Origin of the sequence: Flavobacterium jumunjinense, assembly GCF_021650975.2 — a bacterium.
Taxonomy (GTDB): Bacteria; Bacteroidota; Bacteroidia; order Flavobacteriales; family Flavobacteriaceae; genus Flavobacterium; species Flavobacterium jumunjinense.
The window spans coordinates 1,072,872-1,090,177 of record NZ_CP091285.1 but is presented as its reverse complement, the minus strand read 5'-3'; the positions used below and the strand labels follow the sequence as shown (position 1 = coordinate 1,090,177).

The following is a 17,306-nucleotide window of genomic DNA, read 5'->3' as shown; positions in this document are numbered from 1 at the left end:
CCTTCCTGAAGAAGGCAGTAAATTTATTTTCTTATTGTTGCCTGTTAATATATATCCAACCAGTTCTTGCTTCCATATCTGTAAATTCAATGCTATAGAAGTAAGTTCCATCAGGTAAATCATTACCGCTGTCAGTTTGACCAAACCACTCGTTTTCATAACTTGATTTACTATATACTTGCTTACCATATCTGTTAAAGATTTTTAATTCACTAACATTAAATCCTGATAAGTCAAAATTATCATTTAAGCCATCTCCATTTGGAGAAATACCTTTTTGAATAGTACATGAGATCACAGTTACTTGAATATCTACTGGAGATGCACAAGTACCTGTATTTGGTGTAAATGTGTAAGTTGAAGTAGCTACTGTAGTTGTGTTAATAGTTGCAGGAGACCAAGTACCTGTTATACCTTCTAATGATGTAGTAGGTAGAGTAGTGTCGGTTGAACCTGAGCATAAATCATCAATCGGATCAAAAGTTGGGTTGACCAATTCATTAATCGTAAATGTTATTGGTTCAGAAGTACATCCTGTAGCTGTATCATGCGCAACTAAAGTATAAGTCCCAGCACCAACTCCTGTAAAAGTAGTTGTTGTTTGAGTCGTTGAATTGGTTCCGTCATTTAGAATATACTCATAGCTAGAAATGAATATAGTATAATTACCTACATCAGAATAATCTTCAGGATCTAATGCGGTCCAGTCAGAAGGATTCCAAGTTAATGTTGGTAAAACAGTCCCAGCAGCGATTCTTCTATAGGTATATCCAACACCGTTTGATGGAGTAAATGAAGACCCGTCTGTAGTTCCCCAAGAATCAATATCAACATTTGCACTTGTTGCTAATCTAATATTATCATTATTGTTAACTCCCGAACATGTTGTGAATGTTAAATCTGGAGTAACAGTTGCGTTGTTTGCACTATTACTTAGTTTTATAACTACAACGTCATCATTAAGTAGCATTCCTGTTAAAGATAAATCACAAGTCGCAGTTGGATTTCCATTGGTATGCACTTTTAGTTTGTAACCACTTAAGTCAACTGTAGCTCCAGTTCCATTATAAATTTCAACATAAGTTAATGAACCAGATTGTGAGTCAGTTACTTCAGAAATAAATAAGTCTGAAGGATAGTTCGATTGAGAAATTAATGGTGAAGTTACTTCCACTGTTGTAGTCGGGTCTGCACAAGTTACATAATCTGCAGTAGGTACAGGTACTGTAATAACAGCAACTGTTGAAGTAATACCACTTAATGTAGTAGAACAACCTGTAGTAGAATTAGTAACTGTTAATAATTGCACAGTAACATCACTTGTTGGTGCAGCAATTGTTAAAGTATAAGATCCCGAAGCATCAAGTGTTAATGTTTGATTCGCTCCATTATTTATGGTGTACGTTACATCTGCATTTGCACTTCCGTTTATTGTAAATACTGCATCATTTCCTAAACATGCAATATTATTTACAGCAACTAAACTGTTGATAACAGGAAGTGGATTAACCACTGCAGTATTAGTATCTGTTAATGGAATATTACAAGATGTGTTGTAAATGTTAATTAAAGTAAGAACAACGTTACCAGCTGCTGGATTTACTACGGTAATTGTAAGACTTCCAGTTGCATCAAATGTTGCCGTTTGTGTAGTTCCACTATTGATGGTGTATCCTAATGTGTAATTTGGAGTTCCTTCAACTGTAAATACAATATCAGAACCGAAACAAACAGGAGAATTTGAAGTTATTTGTGTAACTGATGGTGAGAAATCTGTAATTACAATTTCTGTTGCATCTGTAGTTACACATCCATTTATTTCAAAATTAAAAGTGTTGTATGTTCCTGCGTTAAGGTTAGGAATCACTATTTCTCCACTAGAATTAGCGGTGAAGTTTGCTGGCCCAACAGTCACGGTGTCGTCATTATAAGTTACACTATATGTGTCTCCTGGATTAAATCCAGAAACAGTTATTGAAGCATTAGAACTAGCACATTCTTCATTCGTAAAAGTGAATGTTGGTGCACTTTGAATAGAGAATATTGCTTTAAAGTTATTTCCACCATTGTTTACAAGTACAGTGTCATTACAAGCGGTTGTACTTGTGTTGTCACCAATCAAAGTATAGTAGATTTCAACTGTATAGTCACCAGGTGCAGGTACAGCAGTTAAATCTTCTGCTAGCGGAGCACTGTTTATCCATTTTTGGTCACCTGGATTACAAGTTCCTCCTGTTGGGAAGTTTCCTGTACCATCACAATCTTCAACGGTAGTTAATGGTACGTCAATAAATGTACCACTAGGTCCTGCAGATGTTAAATACACTCTGTAATGCATTGTTGCAGAACAAACGTTTGAAGCTGATATATCTTTGAAAGATTTTAACTGCCCACCGTTTAGTAATAAATTACCTGAACCTTGTACATAAGTACCGAAATCATTATTGGTAAATATATTTGATGCAGGTCCAATGCTTACAGCACCCGAACCAGTAGTGTTAAAATATTCACCTGGAGGTGTAGTTTCGCAATTTTCTATATTAACTGCTGTTGCTAAAGAATTAAAAGTACAAGATCCTAAAATTTCTACATCAATTACTAATACTTCAGCACATTGGAAAGAAGCATCTGGTGTAAAGGTATATTGTTGAATTCCTGCTACAGATGTGTCTATAGTGGCAGATGGTGTCCAAACTCCTTGAACTCCATTGTTAGAAGTATTAGAAAGTGTAGGTCCTGTTGCTCCTGTACAAAATGGTCCAGGTACAGAGAATGAAGGAATTGTTTTTTCTAAAACAGTGATTACAACAAAGTCTGAAGTTGCACATAACGCATTAGCATCTGTTGATTCAACTTGAATAGTATATGTTCCTGGTGTTGCAGGTGTGAATACAACACTAGAACCTGTTATAGCACTTAATCCTGTACTAGGTGTCCAGTTATAGACTCCATTACCACCAGTAACATCTAATGTTATTGTCTCGTCAACACAAATTGTTGTGTCGTTTTGTGTAATGTCTACATCGGTAGTTGTTGAACCTCCTGAGGTAACAGTTACAGAGTAATCACATTGAGCTCCGGCAAAACCATCAATCATTAAATAATAGTTTTGTCCTGGTGTTAATCCGTTAAAAGTTAAAGAATTTGTACCCACGTTCATTTGTCCGTCACAACCAATTACATCTATCGGTCCACTACCTGGAGTAGCAGCGCTAAATATCATAAATTGAATGTCACTTCCATTGATACAGTTTCCGACTAATACATCCATAGAAATGGTAGTAGAAGTTGCTTGGAAAGTTAAGAACGAATTGTTTTCAATAGAACCACAAAATGCAGTGTCTAATTCTGGCCAATCACCTTCATCATTGTATAGTAGTGAAGTGTTACCACAATATCCGTTTAAGTTACATACTGGTGCAGCATCTGGAATAATATCACCAGCTGGTACTGAGCCTCCACAACCAGGGAATAAAGTGTTGAATGGTTTTGGACCAGACCAAAAACTTAAATCACCACCTCCGCAATCTGCTACTACATAAAATTCATATTCTGTATTCGCATTTAGACCCGTTGCTGTAAAAGAATTTGTACCAGTTACTGTTTGAGGGTAACCAGCTACAGCATTTGCATAAGGAGGGGTTGGGTAACCACTTCCTGCTGGTTGTATAATTATTTGCCATGTATTTGCAGTACCTGCTTCTGTCCAGCCTAAGGTAGCTCCAACATCAGAAATGTTAGTTACTGTTAAGTTTGTTGGATAGGGACAAGTTGGAGGAGCTGTACATTGTATTGAAGCATCCCATCCTGCTAAATTTGTGAAACCATTTGAAGTAAATACAAAGGTTAAACAACCGTCAGGAGCATTTGAAACTAAGATAGGAGGAAGTGTTGTTCCTGTATAAGTTCCTATAGGAGTACCTGTTGCGGTACTACCATTGTAAACTGTTAGATTATCGTTAGTATCTAAGTTGAATGTATTGAAAAATGCAATTACAACATCTCCAGGTGTATTTGGACAAATTGTTGTAGTCGTATTTTGATTTGGAAGATAATTCCCTGTTGGACCACCTTGATCATAGAAATGATCACCAGCACAATAATCAGGGTCGGTTGTAAATGTAGAAATATTAGACCAGACTCCAATGTCTGAAACACTACACCTTGGTCTTACGTATACATCGTAAGTAGTGAATGAATTTAAAGGAGTAGAATCGAATAGCAATGATACTGGATAAGAATATAAAGGACCATTAACGGTTACATTTTGATAAGGTGTAGTAACTGCTCCTGCTCCAGGAGGTGTAGACCCTGTTGGAACTACATAGATGTCCCATTGTGTTGGTGTTCCAGCATGTTGCCAAGTTATATTACCACTTGTTGGAGAAATAGATGTAAACGCAACATTTGTTGGTTTAGGACAAGTTGGGAAAGGTGCACAAGTAACATTTGCAGTCCATCCTGGTCGTGTTACTGATCCATCACTTCTAAAACGGAAAGTTAAACATCCTGTAGGGTTTAAAGCTTCAAAAGGACCCGGTATTGTTGTACCCCAATATCCACCAGCTTGACCTCCAGGAACGTTACCCGCTCCATTAGCACTTAATATAAGTGTAGCTACATCTGTAGTATTGCTGTCATAAACATATAATGCATCATAGTTAGATTCTGTATTAAACATTGTAAAGTTCACAGTTACAAAATCACCAGGATTGTCTGGGCAAATCGTAACAATATAATCTTCACCACTAGCATAGTCTCCAGCAACGCCACCTTGATCTATAAAATTTCCACCACAACCTGGAGGAAGAGCAGAAGTTGTAAAGCAATGTGGTCCAGACCAATCACTAGTGTTGTCAGATCCACAAACGGCTCTAACATAGTAGCAATATGTAGTTAATCCAGAAAGACCAGTTAAATTATATGTTGGTGTTCCAGTAGCTGTAACAGTTGTTCCAGTACCTTGTGTAAAACCATTAGGTCCGTATTCAATTTCCCACTGTGTGGCAGTACTTGGACTTGTCCAGTTTAAAGTTGCAGAAGTAGCTAATGGTGTTGCTGACAAGTTAGAGTTGTCTAAACATTTAGAGTCAATATTTACATTGTCAATAAGCCATCTGTCTCCATTATTGTTTTCCATTACAAATGCAACAAAAATAGTTTCACCAGCAGTTGTATGAGGCGTTAAATCAACAACTTTTTGTATGTAAGTTGTTTGTTCTGCGAGTAATCCACCGTTCATTAACTCAATCTCATCCCACGTTCGTATTGTAGTAAAATCAGTAAAAACAGTTTGTGAACCAGTTGATATACGAATTGAAAATGTACTTCCTTGTATACCTGCTTGTGTCAGTTTTGTGTAAAAACGAAGCTGTCCATCAGTAGGAACTGTTACTGAGGGAGAAATAAGCCAGTCGGCAGCCATTCCAGCGCCAACATTCTCTCTGTTTAAGTATGCTGCTCTTGTTCCTTGATATTGTTGACCTGGTGGAGCAACTTGCCACTTTTGAGCAGTTCCAACACCATTATCAAGTATTTTCCAAGTTCCTGAAGTCAAAGCCCAGTCATCTCCTGGTGGGCTAGAAACAGGTATCGAAGTCCCTTCAAACCCTTCTGTTAATTGACCGAAGGAAAGCAAGGTAAACATCGACATGAAAAAAAGTAATAATTTTTTCATTCTATAATATTTTAGTTAAAATTTGATTAATAATTCAAAGTTAACAATTAATTGATGCTATTAAATATCTATCGGTAAAATGTATCATAACTTCGATAAAGTGTTAAAATTAGCTTGTTTATTTTTCTTATTTTTGCATAAATTAAAAAGAAACATAACATTGGATAAAAATCTTAAAATCTATTTCGCATCCGACCAACATTTTGGAGCTCCTAATCCAGAAGAAAGTTTTATTCGAGAAAAGAAATTCGTGAATTGGTTAGATGAGGTGAAAAAAGATGCTGATGCTATTTTTTTATTAGGTGATTTATTCGACTTTTGGTTTGAATATAAAACTGTTGTTCCTAAAGGTTTTATTCGTGTATTAGGTAAGCTTGCTGAAATTAGAGATACTGGAATTCCAGTCTATTTTTTTGTAGGGAATCATGACTTATGGATGCAGGATTATTTTGAAAAAGAGTTGAATATTCCTGTTTATCATGATAATGTTGAATTTATATTTAACAACAAGCTTTTTCTTATTGGTCACGGTGATGGAAAAGGTCCAGGAGATTTAGGGTATAAAAGAATGAAAAAAGTGTTTACAAATTCTTTTTCAAAATGGATTTTTAGATGGTTGCATCCAGATATTGGTGTGCGATTAGCACAATACTTATCAGTTAAAAACAAGTTGATATCTGGTGCAGAAGACGTTAAGTTTTTAGGTGAAGAAAATGAGTGGTTAGTTCAATATGCAAAACGCAAGTTAGAATCTAAACATTATGATTACTTTATTTTTGGTCATCGCCATTTACCTATGATTATTGATGTAGGAGATAACTCCAAATATGTAAATTTAGGAGATTGGATTGGCTATTTTACCTATGGTGTTTTTGACGGTGAGAATTTTGAGTTAAAAAAGTTTGAAGAATTACCTAAATAAATAATCTAAGGTTATTGTGTCTATTTTTCCGTTGGAGTAGAGTTTGTTTTTTTCTTGAAATTCAATAAGAGCTTTTAATGTTATTTCTTTAAAAATTCCATCGGTAGGAATATCAAATCCTTTTTTGATTAATTTCTTTTGAATTTCAAAAACAAATGAATTAGTGTCTCCGATTTTTAAACTGAATTTATCTGGATCCTGATAATACATTTCTTTTATTTTCTGATCTTTCAAATAATCATTGTAATTAATAACTTTATAACCGTTCTCTTCAAAGAAAACAATGTCTTTATTCTTTAGTCCTTTTTGTTTTAATTGTGCAGCTTGAATTAGTCTGCTTTCGTAAAATTTTATGGTAGCTAGTTTTTTAGAATAGTTTATAAAAGCAGTCTTTGTATCATCGTTGTCTTGTTCTGGATTACGAACATCAAGATCGTAAACATTCCATTGTATTCTTACAAAAGCATTCAAATCTTCAATAGATAGGAAGTAATTTTTCAAGAAACTTTCATTATGATAATTTAAGTCAACTTCAGTATTCACTACATAATCTATTCCTGGAGAGTGAAAACGCTTATATGTTCTATACTGATTGTAACCTACAATAGATAAAATAACGACTAGTAGGGTAATGATAATCTGTTTCATAGGTTAGATAATTATTTGTTTTTAAAATATTATACTTCATTTTCTAATTTTTCTACTTCTTTTTCTAAATCAAGCTTTCTAAAAGAAGGTGAAATGAAAGCGGTAGTGATTACGGTTCCAATTGTCATGCAACCACCAAAAATTACCGCATTTACAGCACCCATTAATTTTGCAGTAACGCCACTTTCAAAAGCTCCTAATTCGTTAGATGAACCAACAAAAATAGAATTTACAGAAGATACTCTTCCACGCATATTGTCGGGGGTGTGTAATTGTAAAATTGTGTTTCGAATTACAACGGAAACACCATCAGCAACACCACTTAAAAACAAAGCGATAACAGAAATCCAAAATATTTCAGAAATTCCGAATACAATAATACAAATTCCAAAAATAAATATTGCTGTAAGTAGTTTAACTCCTGCGTTTTTATTTAGTGAAAAATAAGCAGCAATGATCATGGTTATAATAGAACCTACAGCTGGTGCTGCTCTTAATATTCCAAAACCTTCCGAACCTACTTTCAAAATATCTTGTGCGAAAATAGGAAGTAAGGCTACAGCACCTCCAAACAATACAGCAAACATATCTAATGAAATTGCTCCAAGGATGGTTTTGTTTTTGAAAACAAATGTGATGCCTTCTTTTAAACTTTGCATAACAGGTTCTCCAATTTTTGGGTTCAATATTGGTTTTTTTGAAATTTGACTTAAACCTAATAAAGCAAAAATAGTAAATCCAAAAACGATACATAATGACCAATGAACACCAATTATTCCTATTGATATTCCTGCTAAAGCAGGGCCGAACATTGACCCCATTTGCCATGTAGAACTACTCCATGTGGCTGCGTTAGGGTAGTGTTTTTTCGGAACGATTAAAGATAATAATGAAAAAACGGTTGGTCCAATGAAAGCTCGTACCAACCCTCCAAGGAAGACTAAAATATAAATAACTAATAATATGTTTGAAGTTGTTAATGTGTTTTTAATACTTGGAACAGTAATTAAAAATAAACCAAGACTTATAAATGAAAACCCAATTAAACATTTAACAAGTAGTCCTTTCTTTTCGTTTTGATCTACAATGTGACCTGCAAACAATGCCATTAAAACGGCTGGGATTATTTCCATAAGTCCGATAAGCCCTAAATATATAGCGTCTTTTGTTAGGCTATAAACTTCCCATTCTATAATTATAAATTGCATTGCCCAAGCAAATACCATTGCGAAGCGCATACTTAAGAAAAAACGAAATTCTTTAAAACGAAGTGCTGCGTAAGGATCTTTCTTATTCATTATTCTCTTGTATTGCTCTTAAGTTAAGTTGTGTAGATACTGTATTTTTCCATTCGTTTTCATCAATAGAATACGCAATTTGGAATCGGTTTTTATTCTTTGTCAAAGATAAGTTTTTTCCCAATCCGAAACCAATTGCTCCAATTCCTTCTTCAGTATCTTGTTTAATGAAAAGTTTTAGATGTTCGTCTTCGCTACCCAAATTTTTCCCATAGCCAGTATCCTGACAATTAGAAGACATAAAAATTGGATGCATGTTTTGTGGACCAAATGGTTCAAATTGTTTTAAAATTCGGATGAGTTTTGGTGTAATATCAGAAAAATTAATCTCTAGATCAATAGCAATTTCGGGAGTCAATAATTCAGGAGGTATTGTTTCTTTTACGATATTCTCAAAAGCATTTTTGAAATTTTCATAATTTTCTTCTTTTAATGTCATACCCGCTGCATACATGTGTCCTCCAAATTGTTCCAAGTGTTCAGCACAAGCTTCTAAGGCATTGTAAACATCGAAATCTTTTACGGATCTTGCAGATGCTGCTAATTTATCACCACTTTTTGTAAAAACGACAGTTGGTCGATAATGATTCTCAATTAATCGTGAAGCCACAATACCAATAACGCCTTTGTGCCAGTCTTCTTGATAAACAACCGTTGTGAAGTTTTCTTCTTCCTTATTAGTAATGATTTGTTGTAATGCCTCTTTGGTAATTTTTTTGTCTAAATCTTTGCGGTCGGCATTAAATTGTTCAATTTCAGATGCGAATTCGTTAGCTTGTTCTAAATTAAATTCGGTTAACAAACGAACGGCATAATCACCATGTTTAATTCTTCCAGCAGCATTAATTCTAGGTGCTACTATAAAAACAACATCGGTTATTGTTAAGATTTGTTTTTTTACGTTTTGAATCAATGCTTTAATGCCAGATCGTGGAGTTGAATTGATAACTTCCATGCCAAATTTTGCCAAAACTCTGTTCTCTCCTGTCATTGGAACAATATCAGCAGCAATAGCCGTAGCTACTAAATCTAGATAAGGAATAAAGTATTCAATCGATTGATTTCTTTTTGAACCAATGGCTTGAATTAACTTGAAACCAACACCACAACCACACAATTCATCATACGGATAAGAACAATCCTTTCGTTTTGGATCTAAAACAGCAACCGCATTAGGAAGTGTCTCTCCAGGTCTATGGTGATCACCAATAATAAAATCGATGCCCTTTTCTTTAGCATAATTAACGTGATCTATCGATTTTATACCACAATCTAATGCGATAATTAAAGAGATGGCATTGTCTTCTGCAAAATCAATTCCTTTATAAGAAACACCGTAGCCTTCAGCATAGCGATCAGGAATATAAGTGGCAATATTTGAATAAATGGTTTTTAAATAGCTTGAAACCAATGCAACCGCAGTAGTTCCATCTACATCATAGTCTCCAAAAACCATAATGGTTTCATTGTTTTCAATTGCTTTTTCTATCCGATCTACTGCTTTGTCCATGTCTTTCATTAAGAAAGGATCATGTAAGTCGTTTAAAGTGGGACGGAAAAATGATTTTGCTTCTTCATATGTTGTTATGCCTCTTTGTAGTAGTAAAGTAGCGGTTATTTCATCAACCTGAAGCGCATTTTGTAAGGCTTGTATCTTTTCTTTTTCTGGCTTTGTTTTTAAATTCCAACGCATAATTTTAAAAATTTAGAATTCGATTTTTTTTCGGCTTGTAAGTTTGAAACACAAATTTAGTATTAAAATTGATGTAACCTTATTCTGTGACTAAATATAATTTGGTTATTTTTGAAATTGATATTTAAAATAGTGTTATGAAAATTCAAGGACAAATAGTTGATATTATCAATAGAAGAATCTATTCAGGTGAAGTTACCGTTGTTAATGGAAAGATAAAAGAAATAGTAGAGAAAGAGCATTCGGTGCAACAATTTATTATGCCTGGTTTTGTTGATGCTCATATTCACATTGAAAGTTCAATGTTGGTTCCTTCTGAGTTTGCTAGAATTGCAGTGTTGCATGGAACGGTTGGAACCATTTCTGATCCGCATGAAATTGCTAATGTTTTAGGGAAAGAAGGTGTTTATTATATGATTCAAAATAGTAAGGAAGTGCCTTTAAAGTTTCATTTTGGTGCCCCTTCTTGTGTGCCAGCAACTACTTTTGAAACTGCGGGAGCTGTCATCGATTCAGAGGATATAAAAGAATTGTTAACGTCTTCTGACATTCATTACTTAGCAGAAATGATGAATTATCCGGGAGTTTTATTTGATGATGCCGAAGTGTTGAAGAAAATAGAATGGGCAAAATATTTTAAAAAACCAGTTGATGGTCATGCTCCAGGATTAAGGGGAGAATCATTACAAAAATATATAAATGCAGGAATTACTACCGATCATGAATGTTTTACTTATGATGAAGCTGCTGAAAAATTATCGTTGGGAATGAAAGTAATTATTCGTGAAGGAAGTGCGGCTAAAAACTTTGAAGCTTTAATTGATTTATTGCCTGATAATTACGAAAACATGATGTTTTGTTCCGATGATAAGCATCCAGATGATTTAATCGTAGGACATATTAATACGTTATGTGCAAGAGCAATTGCGAAAGGAATGGATGTTTTTAAAGTGTTGCAAGCGGCTTGTGTAAATCCTGTTCGTCATTATGCTATGAATGTTGGTTTGTTGCAGGAAAATGATGCAGCCGATTTTATTGTTGTTGAAAATTTAACTGATTTTAAAGTTAGTCAAACTTACATAAACGGAGAGTTAGTGGCTGAAAATGGTGTGTCAAATGTTAAAAAAGTTTTGTTTGATTGTCCTAATAATTTTAATATCAATGCTAAACAAATGTCCGATTTTGAAGTACTAAGTTCAGCTTCAATAATTAGAGTGATTGAAGCTCTAGAAGGACAATTGATTACCAATGAAATTCATCATAAGTCATTAGTTCAAGATGGAAAATTAGTTTCTGATGTTGAAAATGACATCTTAAAAATGGCTGTTGTCAATCGATATGAAGATACAAAACCTGCTATTGCTTTTATAAAGAATTTTGGTTTAAAAAAAGGAGCAATTGCAAGTTCTGTAGCACACGATTGTCATAATATTGTGGTGGTTGGAACAAGTGATGAAGAAATTTGCAAAGCAGTAAACATATTGGTTGCCAATAAAGGAGGAGTTTGTGCGGTTAATGGCGATGAACAAAAAGTGTTGTCGTTGCCAGTAGCTGGAATTATGAGTAATAAAGATGGTTGGGAAACGGGTAGACTGTATCAGGAAATTGATGCCTTAGCAAAAGAATTTGGTAGCCAGTTAAAAGCCCCTTTTATGACGCTTTCTTTCATGGCTTTATTGGTTATTCCCGATTTAAAACTATCCGACAAAGGTTTGTTTAGTGGAAATAGTTTCTCTTTTGTAGACTTGGAAGTGAAATAAGTGAAAGAATATAGATAAAAAAAAGGATAGCAATTTTTGAATTGCTATCCTTTTTTTTGAATAGAATACTATGAAAGTGCTTCTTTTTCAAATGCTATTTTATCCCAACCAAATTTGAGAAAGTTTCTAATATTTTGATGGTCATTTTCTAATGGTGTTTCTACTACTTTTTGATAATGTTCTCCAAAAAGAAAAACGGTTTCCTGTGCACTTAAGGAATGCTTTTTTGCAAATGAAAATACTTTGCAAGAACCATTATTTATGTTTTCTTCATTTATAATATCACCATTTTTAAAATAAGTAGGAGTGAAGGTGTAGTGAGCATCAATTGTTTCTATTACTTCAGCAAAAACAATACTTTTAGAATGTTTTACTTTGTTAATGAGTTCTAAAATCGTCATTATATTTTATGAAAAAAGGTTTTTGTTTCAATAGTTGCAAATTTTCGAAACATTTCCATTACACCGCAATATTTATCTACTGATAAATCTACTGCTCTTTGTAACTTTGTTTCGTTAAGGTTGTTGCCATAAAAATGATATTCAACAACAACGTTATCATATATTTTTGGGTCTTCTTCGGTTAAATTTGCACTGGTTTCAATCTTAAAGTCTTCAATATCTAGTTTCATTTTTTCAATTAATGAAGCAATGTCTAAGCCAGAGCAACCTGCCAAAGACGCTAGCATCATTGCTTTTGGTCGCAATCCTGCTCCTTCGCCACCGTTTTCTGCTCCTGCATTAATTAATAAAGTTTCGCCACTAGGATTTGTAGATTCAAATTGCATTTTCCTTTTCCAAGTTGTAGTTACGCTATGTGTTGCCATTTTTCTTCTTTATTTTAGGTTCTAAATATTTAGGAAAACAAATTTACAGAAACTTAGGGAAGGTTTATTGTTAATTATGGATTATTAACGACACTTGTTCTCCGACAAGAGATTATTCCTTCTGTTGATACAGTAAAAAAATCAGATGCTCTTGCTGTGTCTTTAGATTATTTAGTTGTAGAAACTAGTCAAACTTCATTTGATAAAAGAACTCTTGAAAGAATACACGGTTTAGAACTTTTAGAAGAAAGTAAAAAGCAAATCTTATACAATTTAAACGATACGTATATTAGAGATTTTAAAACAAGAAAAGTATCCTTTTTACAACGTTTTTTTTATCGAACGCGCTATCGTTGCGTGATAAAACCGAGCTATCGGGTATAGTATTCTGCCAAGAACAAGAGCTTCTTTTAGGTTGTGAATTTTCGTCGCCATGATAGTGCCTTTAATGGTTCTTGTCCATAGAAATAGGAAACTAAAAAGGCAATTATATAGGTTTTGTTCATTTTGTATGTGTTAAATTTTTTATGGGAGGCATTATGATATTTGATGCCCTTAAAATTTATAATTTATTTCAGCAGACACATAAGGTGAAAAATCAAATTTTGAATTAGTTGCATTTTCGTTAAAAATGCTTTTTAGAGTTCTGTCATTAAAATATACTGAGCGTATTGCATTTACTCCAATAGTAATTGGCAAAGAGATATTATTGTTTATTTTTATTTCAGGCCTCAAGCCAGTTACAATATATTGATGTGTAAACATAACATCTTTGCCATCTTTTTTGAGTAACGCTAATTGTCCGTTCATTTCTGCAATTAGATTTAATAAAAACGTTTTGTTGAAATTATATCCAGCAGATCCTTGAAAACCGCTCAACATAGAAACTCGGAAAGTATATTTCTCGTCAGAGTTATAATTTACATAAATTGTTGGAAAAAGCATTGGATATCCCAAAGCATTTGTAAGAGCAAGACCTCCCCCAAGATCCAATTTTGAATTTATTTTTTTTACGAAAAGAGCACCACCACTTCCCAAAATACTATTGCTATTTATTTTAGAAATCTTGGTTTCGTTTGTATAAATTCCAGCACCTGCAAAGGTAATTAATGACCATTTCTTATTTAATTGACGTATGTTAAATATTGATAACTGAACATTGGTTATATTAGATACAACCAAATACTGAGAGAAGTTTTTGTTGTTGAGCGCAGCATATGCGCCCGATGCATTCACACCCCAAATTATAGTTAGACTGTCTTTGCTAAATTTCATAGAAATCGGAATTTTGATATTTCCTTGATAAACCATTGCCGATCCTTTGCTGTTACCGACCTTATTTCCGTCGTTATCTTTATAGCTTGACGAACCAAAATATTCGGTTTTAATAGACACTTGTGCGATTGTTTTTATACTCATAATAAGTAAAAGCACTAGGATAAGAAATGATGATGTTTTCATATTTGTTAATAATTTGAAGCAAAACTATATTTTTACTTCAAAGCAATTTTTTGCTTTTGACCATTGGTTATTTTTTGTTGATGAACGGTTTTCTATTACCAACAAGAAAAAAGTATTTTTGTAAAAAAACAAGATATGTTTACTATAAAAAAGGCGGATTACCTATTTTGGACTTTTATGTTCTTAATGACTTTATTGCAATTGTCCGATGACTTATCGTTTTGGGGAGCTTTTATTTATTCTATAACTATCACATTGACTTTGAGGGTTTACGTGGTTTATGTAGTTAATAGGTTAGCCAATAGGTATTTGAAAATTGATAACTCTACGAAATTTGTTATTTATGCCTCGATAACTAGTGTTTTTATAGCTTTGTTTTTGACACTCCAAGGATATGTTATTATAAGATTGATTTTGTCTGAAAGAATGGGTACGATGAATGAAATGGTATCTTTGTTTTTTGGAATGTTGATGCTAAGTATCTTGATTTCGGGAGTGAGTTATTCGATAGAATTGTTTAAACAAAATGTAGAATCCGAAAAACGCCATCAGGAATTAAAAAACAATGTTTTGGAATCTGAAATAGAGCATTTGAAAACACAATTGAGTCCACATTTTACGTTTAATATTTTGAATAATCTCCATTTTTTGATTCGAAAAGACAAAGAAGAAGCACTAGAATTGCTCTCGAGATATAGTAAAATATTACGGTATTATGTATATGAATCGCAAAATAAGTGGATAAAACTTGATGATGAAATTTCTTTTTTAAAGCATTATTTTCAATTAGAAAAAGATAGATCTGGCGAGGATTTACAAATTTCCTGCCAGTGGAATATTCCAGAAAATCAATTAATGATTATTCCATTTCTCTTGTCAACTTTTGTAGAAAACGCTTTCAAGCATGTGTCTGCTTTTACCGATAAAACAAATTATATTAATTTAAATGTTTTTTTTAAAAATGAAAATCAACTGATTATGGAAATAAAAAACTCAACAGATACTGTATTAAATAGCACAAAAAAACAAGGTGTTGGGTTGAAATATGTTCAGAAAAGATTAGATTTCTCTTATCTCAATAATTACAAATTAGACATTATGTCTCAAGAAAACAAATACAGTGTTCAACTACAATTAAATTTGAATAAATGAAATGTATTGTTATAGATGATGAACGAATAGCAAGAGAAGGACTAAATCAATTCATCAAGGAGTTTGATTTTTTGGAAAATATGGGCTGTTTTTCTAACGCGCATCTTGCACTAGAAAAATTAAAAACAGAAACCATTGATTTAATTTTTTTGGACATACAAATGCCTCTTTTGAATGGGTTGGAGTTTGCAAAAATGATAATAGATATGCCATCGATGATTATTTTTACAACTGCTTATTCTGAATTTGCTTTGAAGGGATATAAAGTGAATGCATTAGATTACTTGTTGAAACCTATTTTTTTTGATGATTTTAAAGCCTCTGTTTTAAAAGCAAAAAAAATGTACGATTTGATGTTGCGACAAGAAGACATCATGAAACCATTATTTTTTAAAGAAAACGGCATTTTAGTAAAAGTTCCTTTAACTCAAATTTTGTACATTCAAAGTATGCAAAATTATATCGAAATACACTTAGAAAACCGTAAACGCATTATTGTTCATCATACATTGAAAAGTATTTTAAATCAATTGCCAAAGGAATATTTTTCACAAATTCATAAATCATATATTGTTAATACAAAGTACATCACTCATATAGATGGTGTAACTTTATATTTAAAAGAAATTAACTTGCCCATTGCAAGAAATCGGAAAGAAGGATTGTTGAGGATACTTCTTTCAGAGTGAGCTAATAAATCATCGTATTGATTTTAAGGTTTAATGCGTGTCAATGCATATTTCTACGAACTCCTTTTTATTAGGTGTGTTGTAAAAGACAAAACATTGGGAACAATATTGATTTTTTGAGTATCATTTTGATTAAAACTGTTTTTAAAATACTTGTGACTTTTTTTGTTTTCAGAAACAATCTGTCACAGTTTCTGTGACATTGTTGATTTAAAAATAGAGAATGCCACACTTTTTGTGACAAAATGGAATGAATAAATACGTTTGTCACAGCAATTTTGAAGTAGAATAGTATACCCACAGCAAAAAAAATGCCAAGGTTTAGTTTTGCATTTAATGTGTTTGGTTTTTGTGGTACAGAAGAATAAATTTAAAATACTAATTTGTTTTGAAAGCATAGAAAAAGAATGCAAACAAGTTGTAATAAAAATAGTTGCTATTAACCTGACGAAAGATAATAGACTTATCTGCTTTGTGTAAAGAGATTAAGTTGTTTCTGTTTATCGTTATATTGCCGTGCCATTAATAAGTGGGAATTATCTTTACAAGTAGTAATGAACTAATTATTTTAAACTTTTCCCAGCTACAAAAATTAAACTTTCTCCTTTTGTAGGTTTGGCTTCAAAGTGTTGTAATACTTCTTCGGCAGTACCTATAACTGTTTCTTCATGAAGTTTAGATATTTCACGCGAAACAGAAATGCGTCGGTCGGCTCCAAAATACTGAATGTATTCTGCGATGGTTTTGTTTAATTTGTGTGGAGAAACGTAGAAGATCATGGTTCTGGTTTCTTCTGCCAAAGCTAAGACGTATAAGTCTTGACATGGAGGAGGTGTGGACCCTATTTGTTTCGGACATTCCTGTATGTGTTCATTACCTAAAATTCCATTTTTGTCAATATCCGAATAGCTTACTCTAACGTTTCCTAAGTGGTCTGTATAGTTAAAGACATAACTATAGCTGTTTTCGCTATATTGGTATTTTACATAGCCTTCTGCGTGTGGAAAAAAATCTAAGCGGTTGTCTTTATACTGGAAGCCAGCCAAATAAGTAGTCTTATTGGTTATAGGTGTAGGAAAAGGATTGTCCCATGTAGCTTCTGGTGTTGATGTCACTCTTTTTTCTAGTTTTGTTCCTATTGCATTGTAAATATAGAAAAAACGTTGATTTTATAATAATT

General features: G+C 33.1%; 12 protein-coding genes. 4 read left to right on the top strand and 8 right to left on the bottom strand.

Annotated elements, in window-relative coordinates; genetic code table 11:
• Positions 1 to 31 precede the first annotated feature (31 nt).
• Positions 32 to 5,677, bottom strand: a complete 5,646-nt coding sequence (locus tag L2Z92_RS05020; RefSeq protein ID WP_236457743.1) for a T9SS type B sorting domain-containing protein — start codon at positions 5,675 to 5,677, stop codon at positions 32 to 34.
• Between the two features lie 160 nt (positions 5,678 to 5,837).
• Here L2Z92_RS05020 and L2Z92_RS05015 point away from each other — a divergent pair, with 160 nt between their 5' ends.
• A complete protein-coding gene (locus L2Z92_RS05015; RefSeq protein WP_379677991.1) occupies positions 5,838 to 6,599 on the top strand; it encodes a UDP-2,3-diacylglucosamine diphosphatase in 762 nt (253 codons plus the stop codon).
• Here the strand turns inward: L2Z92_RS05015 and L2Z92_RS05010 are convergent.
• From L2Z92_RS05010 to recJ, 3 genes are read right to left on the bottom strand one after another with little or no spacing between them, the layout of a single operon-like run.
• Positions 6,588 to 7,247 carry a peptidoglycan-binding domain-containing protein gene (locus tag L2Z92_RS05010; RefSeq protein WP_236457742.1) on the bottom strand — a complete coding sequence of 220 codons (660 nt, stop codon included), beginning with the start codon at positions 7,245 to 7,247 and terminating at the stop codon, positions 6,588 to 6,590. The genes L2Z92_RS05015 and L2Z92_RS05010 overlap by 12 nt on opposite strands.
• Positions 7,248 to 7,276: 29 nt before the next feature.
• Positions 7,277 to 8,545 (bottom strand): MFS transporter, encoded by a 1,269-nt coding sequence (locus L2Z92_RS05005; RefSeq protein WP_236457741.1) that lies wholly within the window; start codon positions 8,543 to 8,545, stop codon positions 7,277 to 7,279.
• Positions 8,538 to 10,238, bottom strand: coding sequence for a single-stranded-DNA-specific exonuclease RecJ (gene recJ, locus L2Z92_RS05000; protein WP_236457740.1), 1,701 nt, complete (start codon positions 10,236 to 10,238; stop codon positions 8,538 to 8,540). The genes L2Z92_RS05005 and recJ overlap by 8 nt, the downstream gene beginning before the upstream one ends.
• 137 nt (positions 10,239 to 10,375) lie before the next feature.
• Between recJ and ade the strand changes: the two genes are divergently transcribed.
• Positions 10,376 to 11,998, top strand: a complete 1,623-nt coding sequence (ade, locus tag L2Z92_RS04995) for an adenine deaminase (protein ID WP_236457739.1) — start codon at positions 10,376 to 10,378, stop codon at positions 11,996 to 11,998.
• 68 nt (positions 11,999 to 12,066) lie between these two features.
• Here the strand turns inward: ade and L2Z92_RS04990 are convergent, their stop codons facing one another.
• The 3 genes from L2Z92_RS04990 to L2Z92_RS04980 form a co-directional block, all read right to left on the bottom strand.
• On the bottom strand, positions 12,067 to 12,399 hold the full coding sequence (locus L2Z92_RS04990; RefSeq protein ID WP_236457738.1) for a HopJ type III effector protein: 333 nt from the start codon (positions 12,397 to 12,399) through the stop codon (positions 12,067 to 12,069).
• Positions 12,399 to 12,824: an OsmC family protein gene (locus L2Z92_RS04985; RefSeq protein WP_236457737.1), complete on the bottom strand. Its 426-nt coding sequence runs from the start codon at positions 12,822 to 12,824 to the stop codon at positions 12,399 to 12,401. Before L2Z92_RS04985 ends, L2Z92_RS04990 begins: the two co-directional genes overlap by 1 nt.
• Positions 12,825 to 13,379: 555 nt before the next feature.
• On the bottom strand, positions 13,380 to 14,285 hold the full coding sequence (locus L2Z92_RS04980) for a DUF6268 family outer membrane beta-barrel protein (protein WP_236457736.1): 906 nt from the start codon (positions 14,283 to 14,285) through the stop codon (positions 13,380 to 13,382).
• A gap of 135 nt (positions 14,286 to 14,420) precedes the next feature.
• On the opposite strand from L2Z92_RS04980, the gene L2Z92_RS04975 reads away from it, so the two are divergent.
• Together L2Z92_RS04975 and L2Z92_RS04970 are read left to right on the top strand one after the other, a co-directional pair.
• Positions 14,421 to 15,437 carry a sensor histidine kinase gene (locus tag L2Z92_RS04975; protein ID WP_236457735.1) on the top strand — a complete coding sequence of 339 codons (1,017 nt, stop codon included), beginning with the start codon at positions 14,421 to 14,423 and terminating at the stop codon, positions 15,435 to 15,437.
• A complete protein-coding gene (locus L2Z92_RS04970) occupies positions 15,434 to 16,126 on the top strand; it encodes a LytR/AlgR family response regulator transcription factor (protein WP_236457734.1) in 693 nt (230 codons plus the stop codon). Before L2Z92_RS04975 ends, L2Z92_RS04970 begins: the two co-directional genes overlap by 4 nt.
• A gap of 563 nt (positions 16,127 to 16,689) precedes the next feature.
• Here the strand turns inward: L2Z92_RS04970 and L2Z92_RS04965 are convergent.
• Entirely contained in the window at positions 16,690 to 17,241 is a 552-nt protein-coding gene (locus L2Z92_RS04965; RefSeq protein WP_236457733.1) for an SAM-dependent methyltransferase, read from the bottom strand.
• Positions 17,242 to 17,306: the final 65 nt, after the last annotated feature.

What these genes read in the sequence shown, in the direction of transcription:
- L2Z92_RS05020 (WP_236457743.1), bottom strand. Translation starts at nt 5,677, where the DNA reads ATGAAAAAATTATTACTTTTTTTCATGTCGATGTTTACCTTGCTTTCC.
- L2Z92_RS05010 (WP_236457742.1), bottom strand. Translation starts at nt 7,247, where the DNA reads ATGAAACAGATTATCATTACCCTACTAGTCGTTATTTTATCTATTGTA.
- L2Z92_RS05005 (WP_236457741.1), bottom strand. Translation starts at nt 8,545, where the DNA reads ATGAATAAGAAAGATCCTTACGCAGCACTTCGTTTTAAAGAATTTCGT.
- recJ (WP_236457740.1), bottom strand. Translation starts at nt 10,238, where the DNA reads ATGCGTTGGAATTTAAAAACAAAGCCAGAAAAAGAAAAGATACAAGCC.
- ade (WP_236457739.1), top strand. Translation starts at nt 10,376, where the DNA reads ATGAAAATTCAAGGACAAATAGTTGATATTATCAATAGAAGAATCTAT.
- L2Z92_RS04990 (WP_236457738.1), bottom strand. Translation starts at nt 12,399, where the DNA reads ATGACGATTTTAGAACTCATTAACAAAGTAAAACATTCTAAAAGTATT.
- L2Z92_RS04985 (WP_236457737.1), bottom strand. Translation starts at nt 12,824, where the DNA reads ATGGCAACACATAGCGTAACTACAACTTGGAAAAGGAAAATGCAATTT.
- L2Z92_RS04980 (WP_236457736.1), bottom strand. Translation starts at nt 14,285, where the DNA reads ATGAAAACATCATCATTTCTTATCCTAGTGCTTTTACTTATTATGAGT.
- L2Z92_RS04975 (WP_236457735.1), top strand. Translation starts at nt 14,421, where the DNA reads ATGTTTACTATAAAAAAGGCGGATTACCTATTTTGGACTTTTATGTTC.
- L2Z92_RS04970 (WP_236457734.1), top strand. Translation starts at nt 15,434, where the DNA reads ATGAAATGTATTGTTATAGATGATGAACGAATAGCAAGAGAAGGACTA.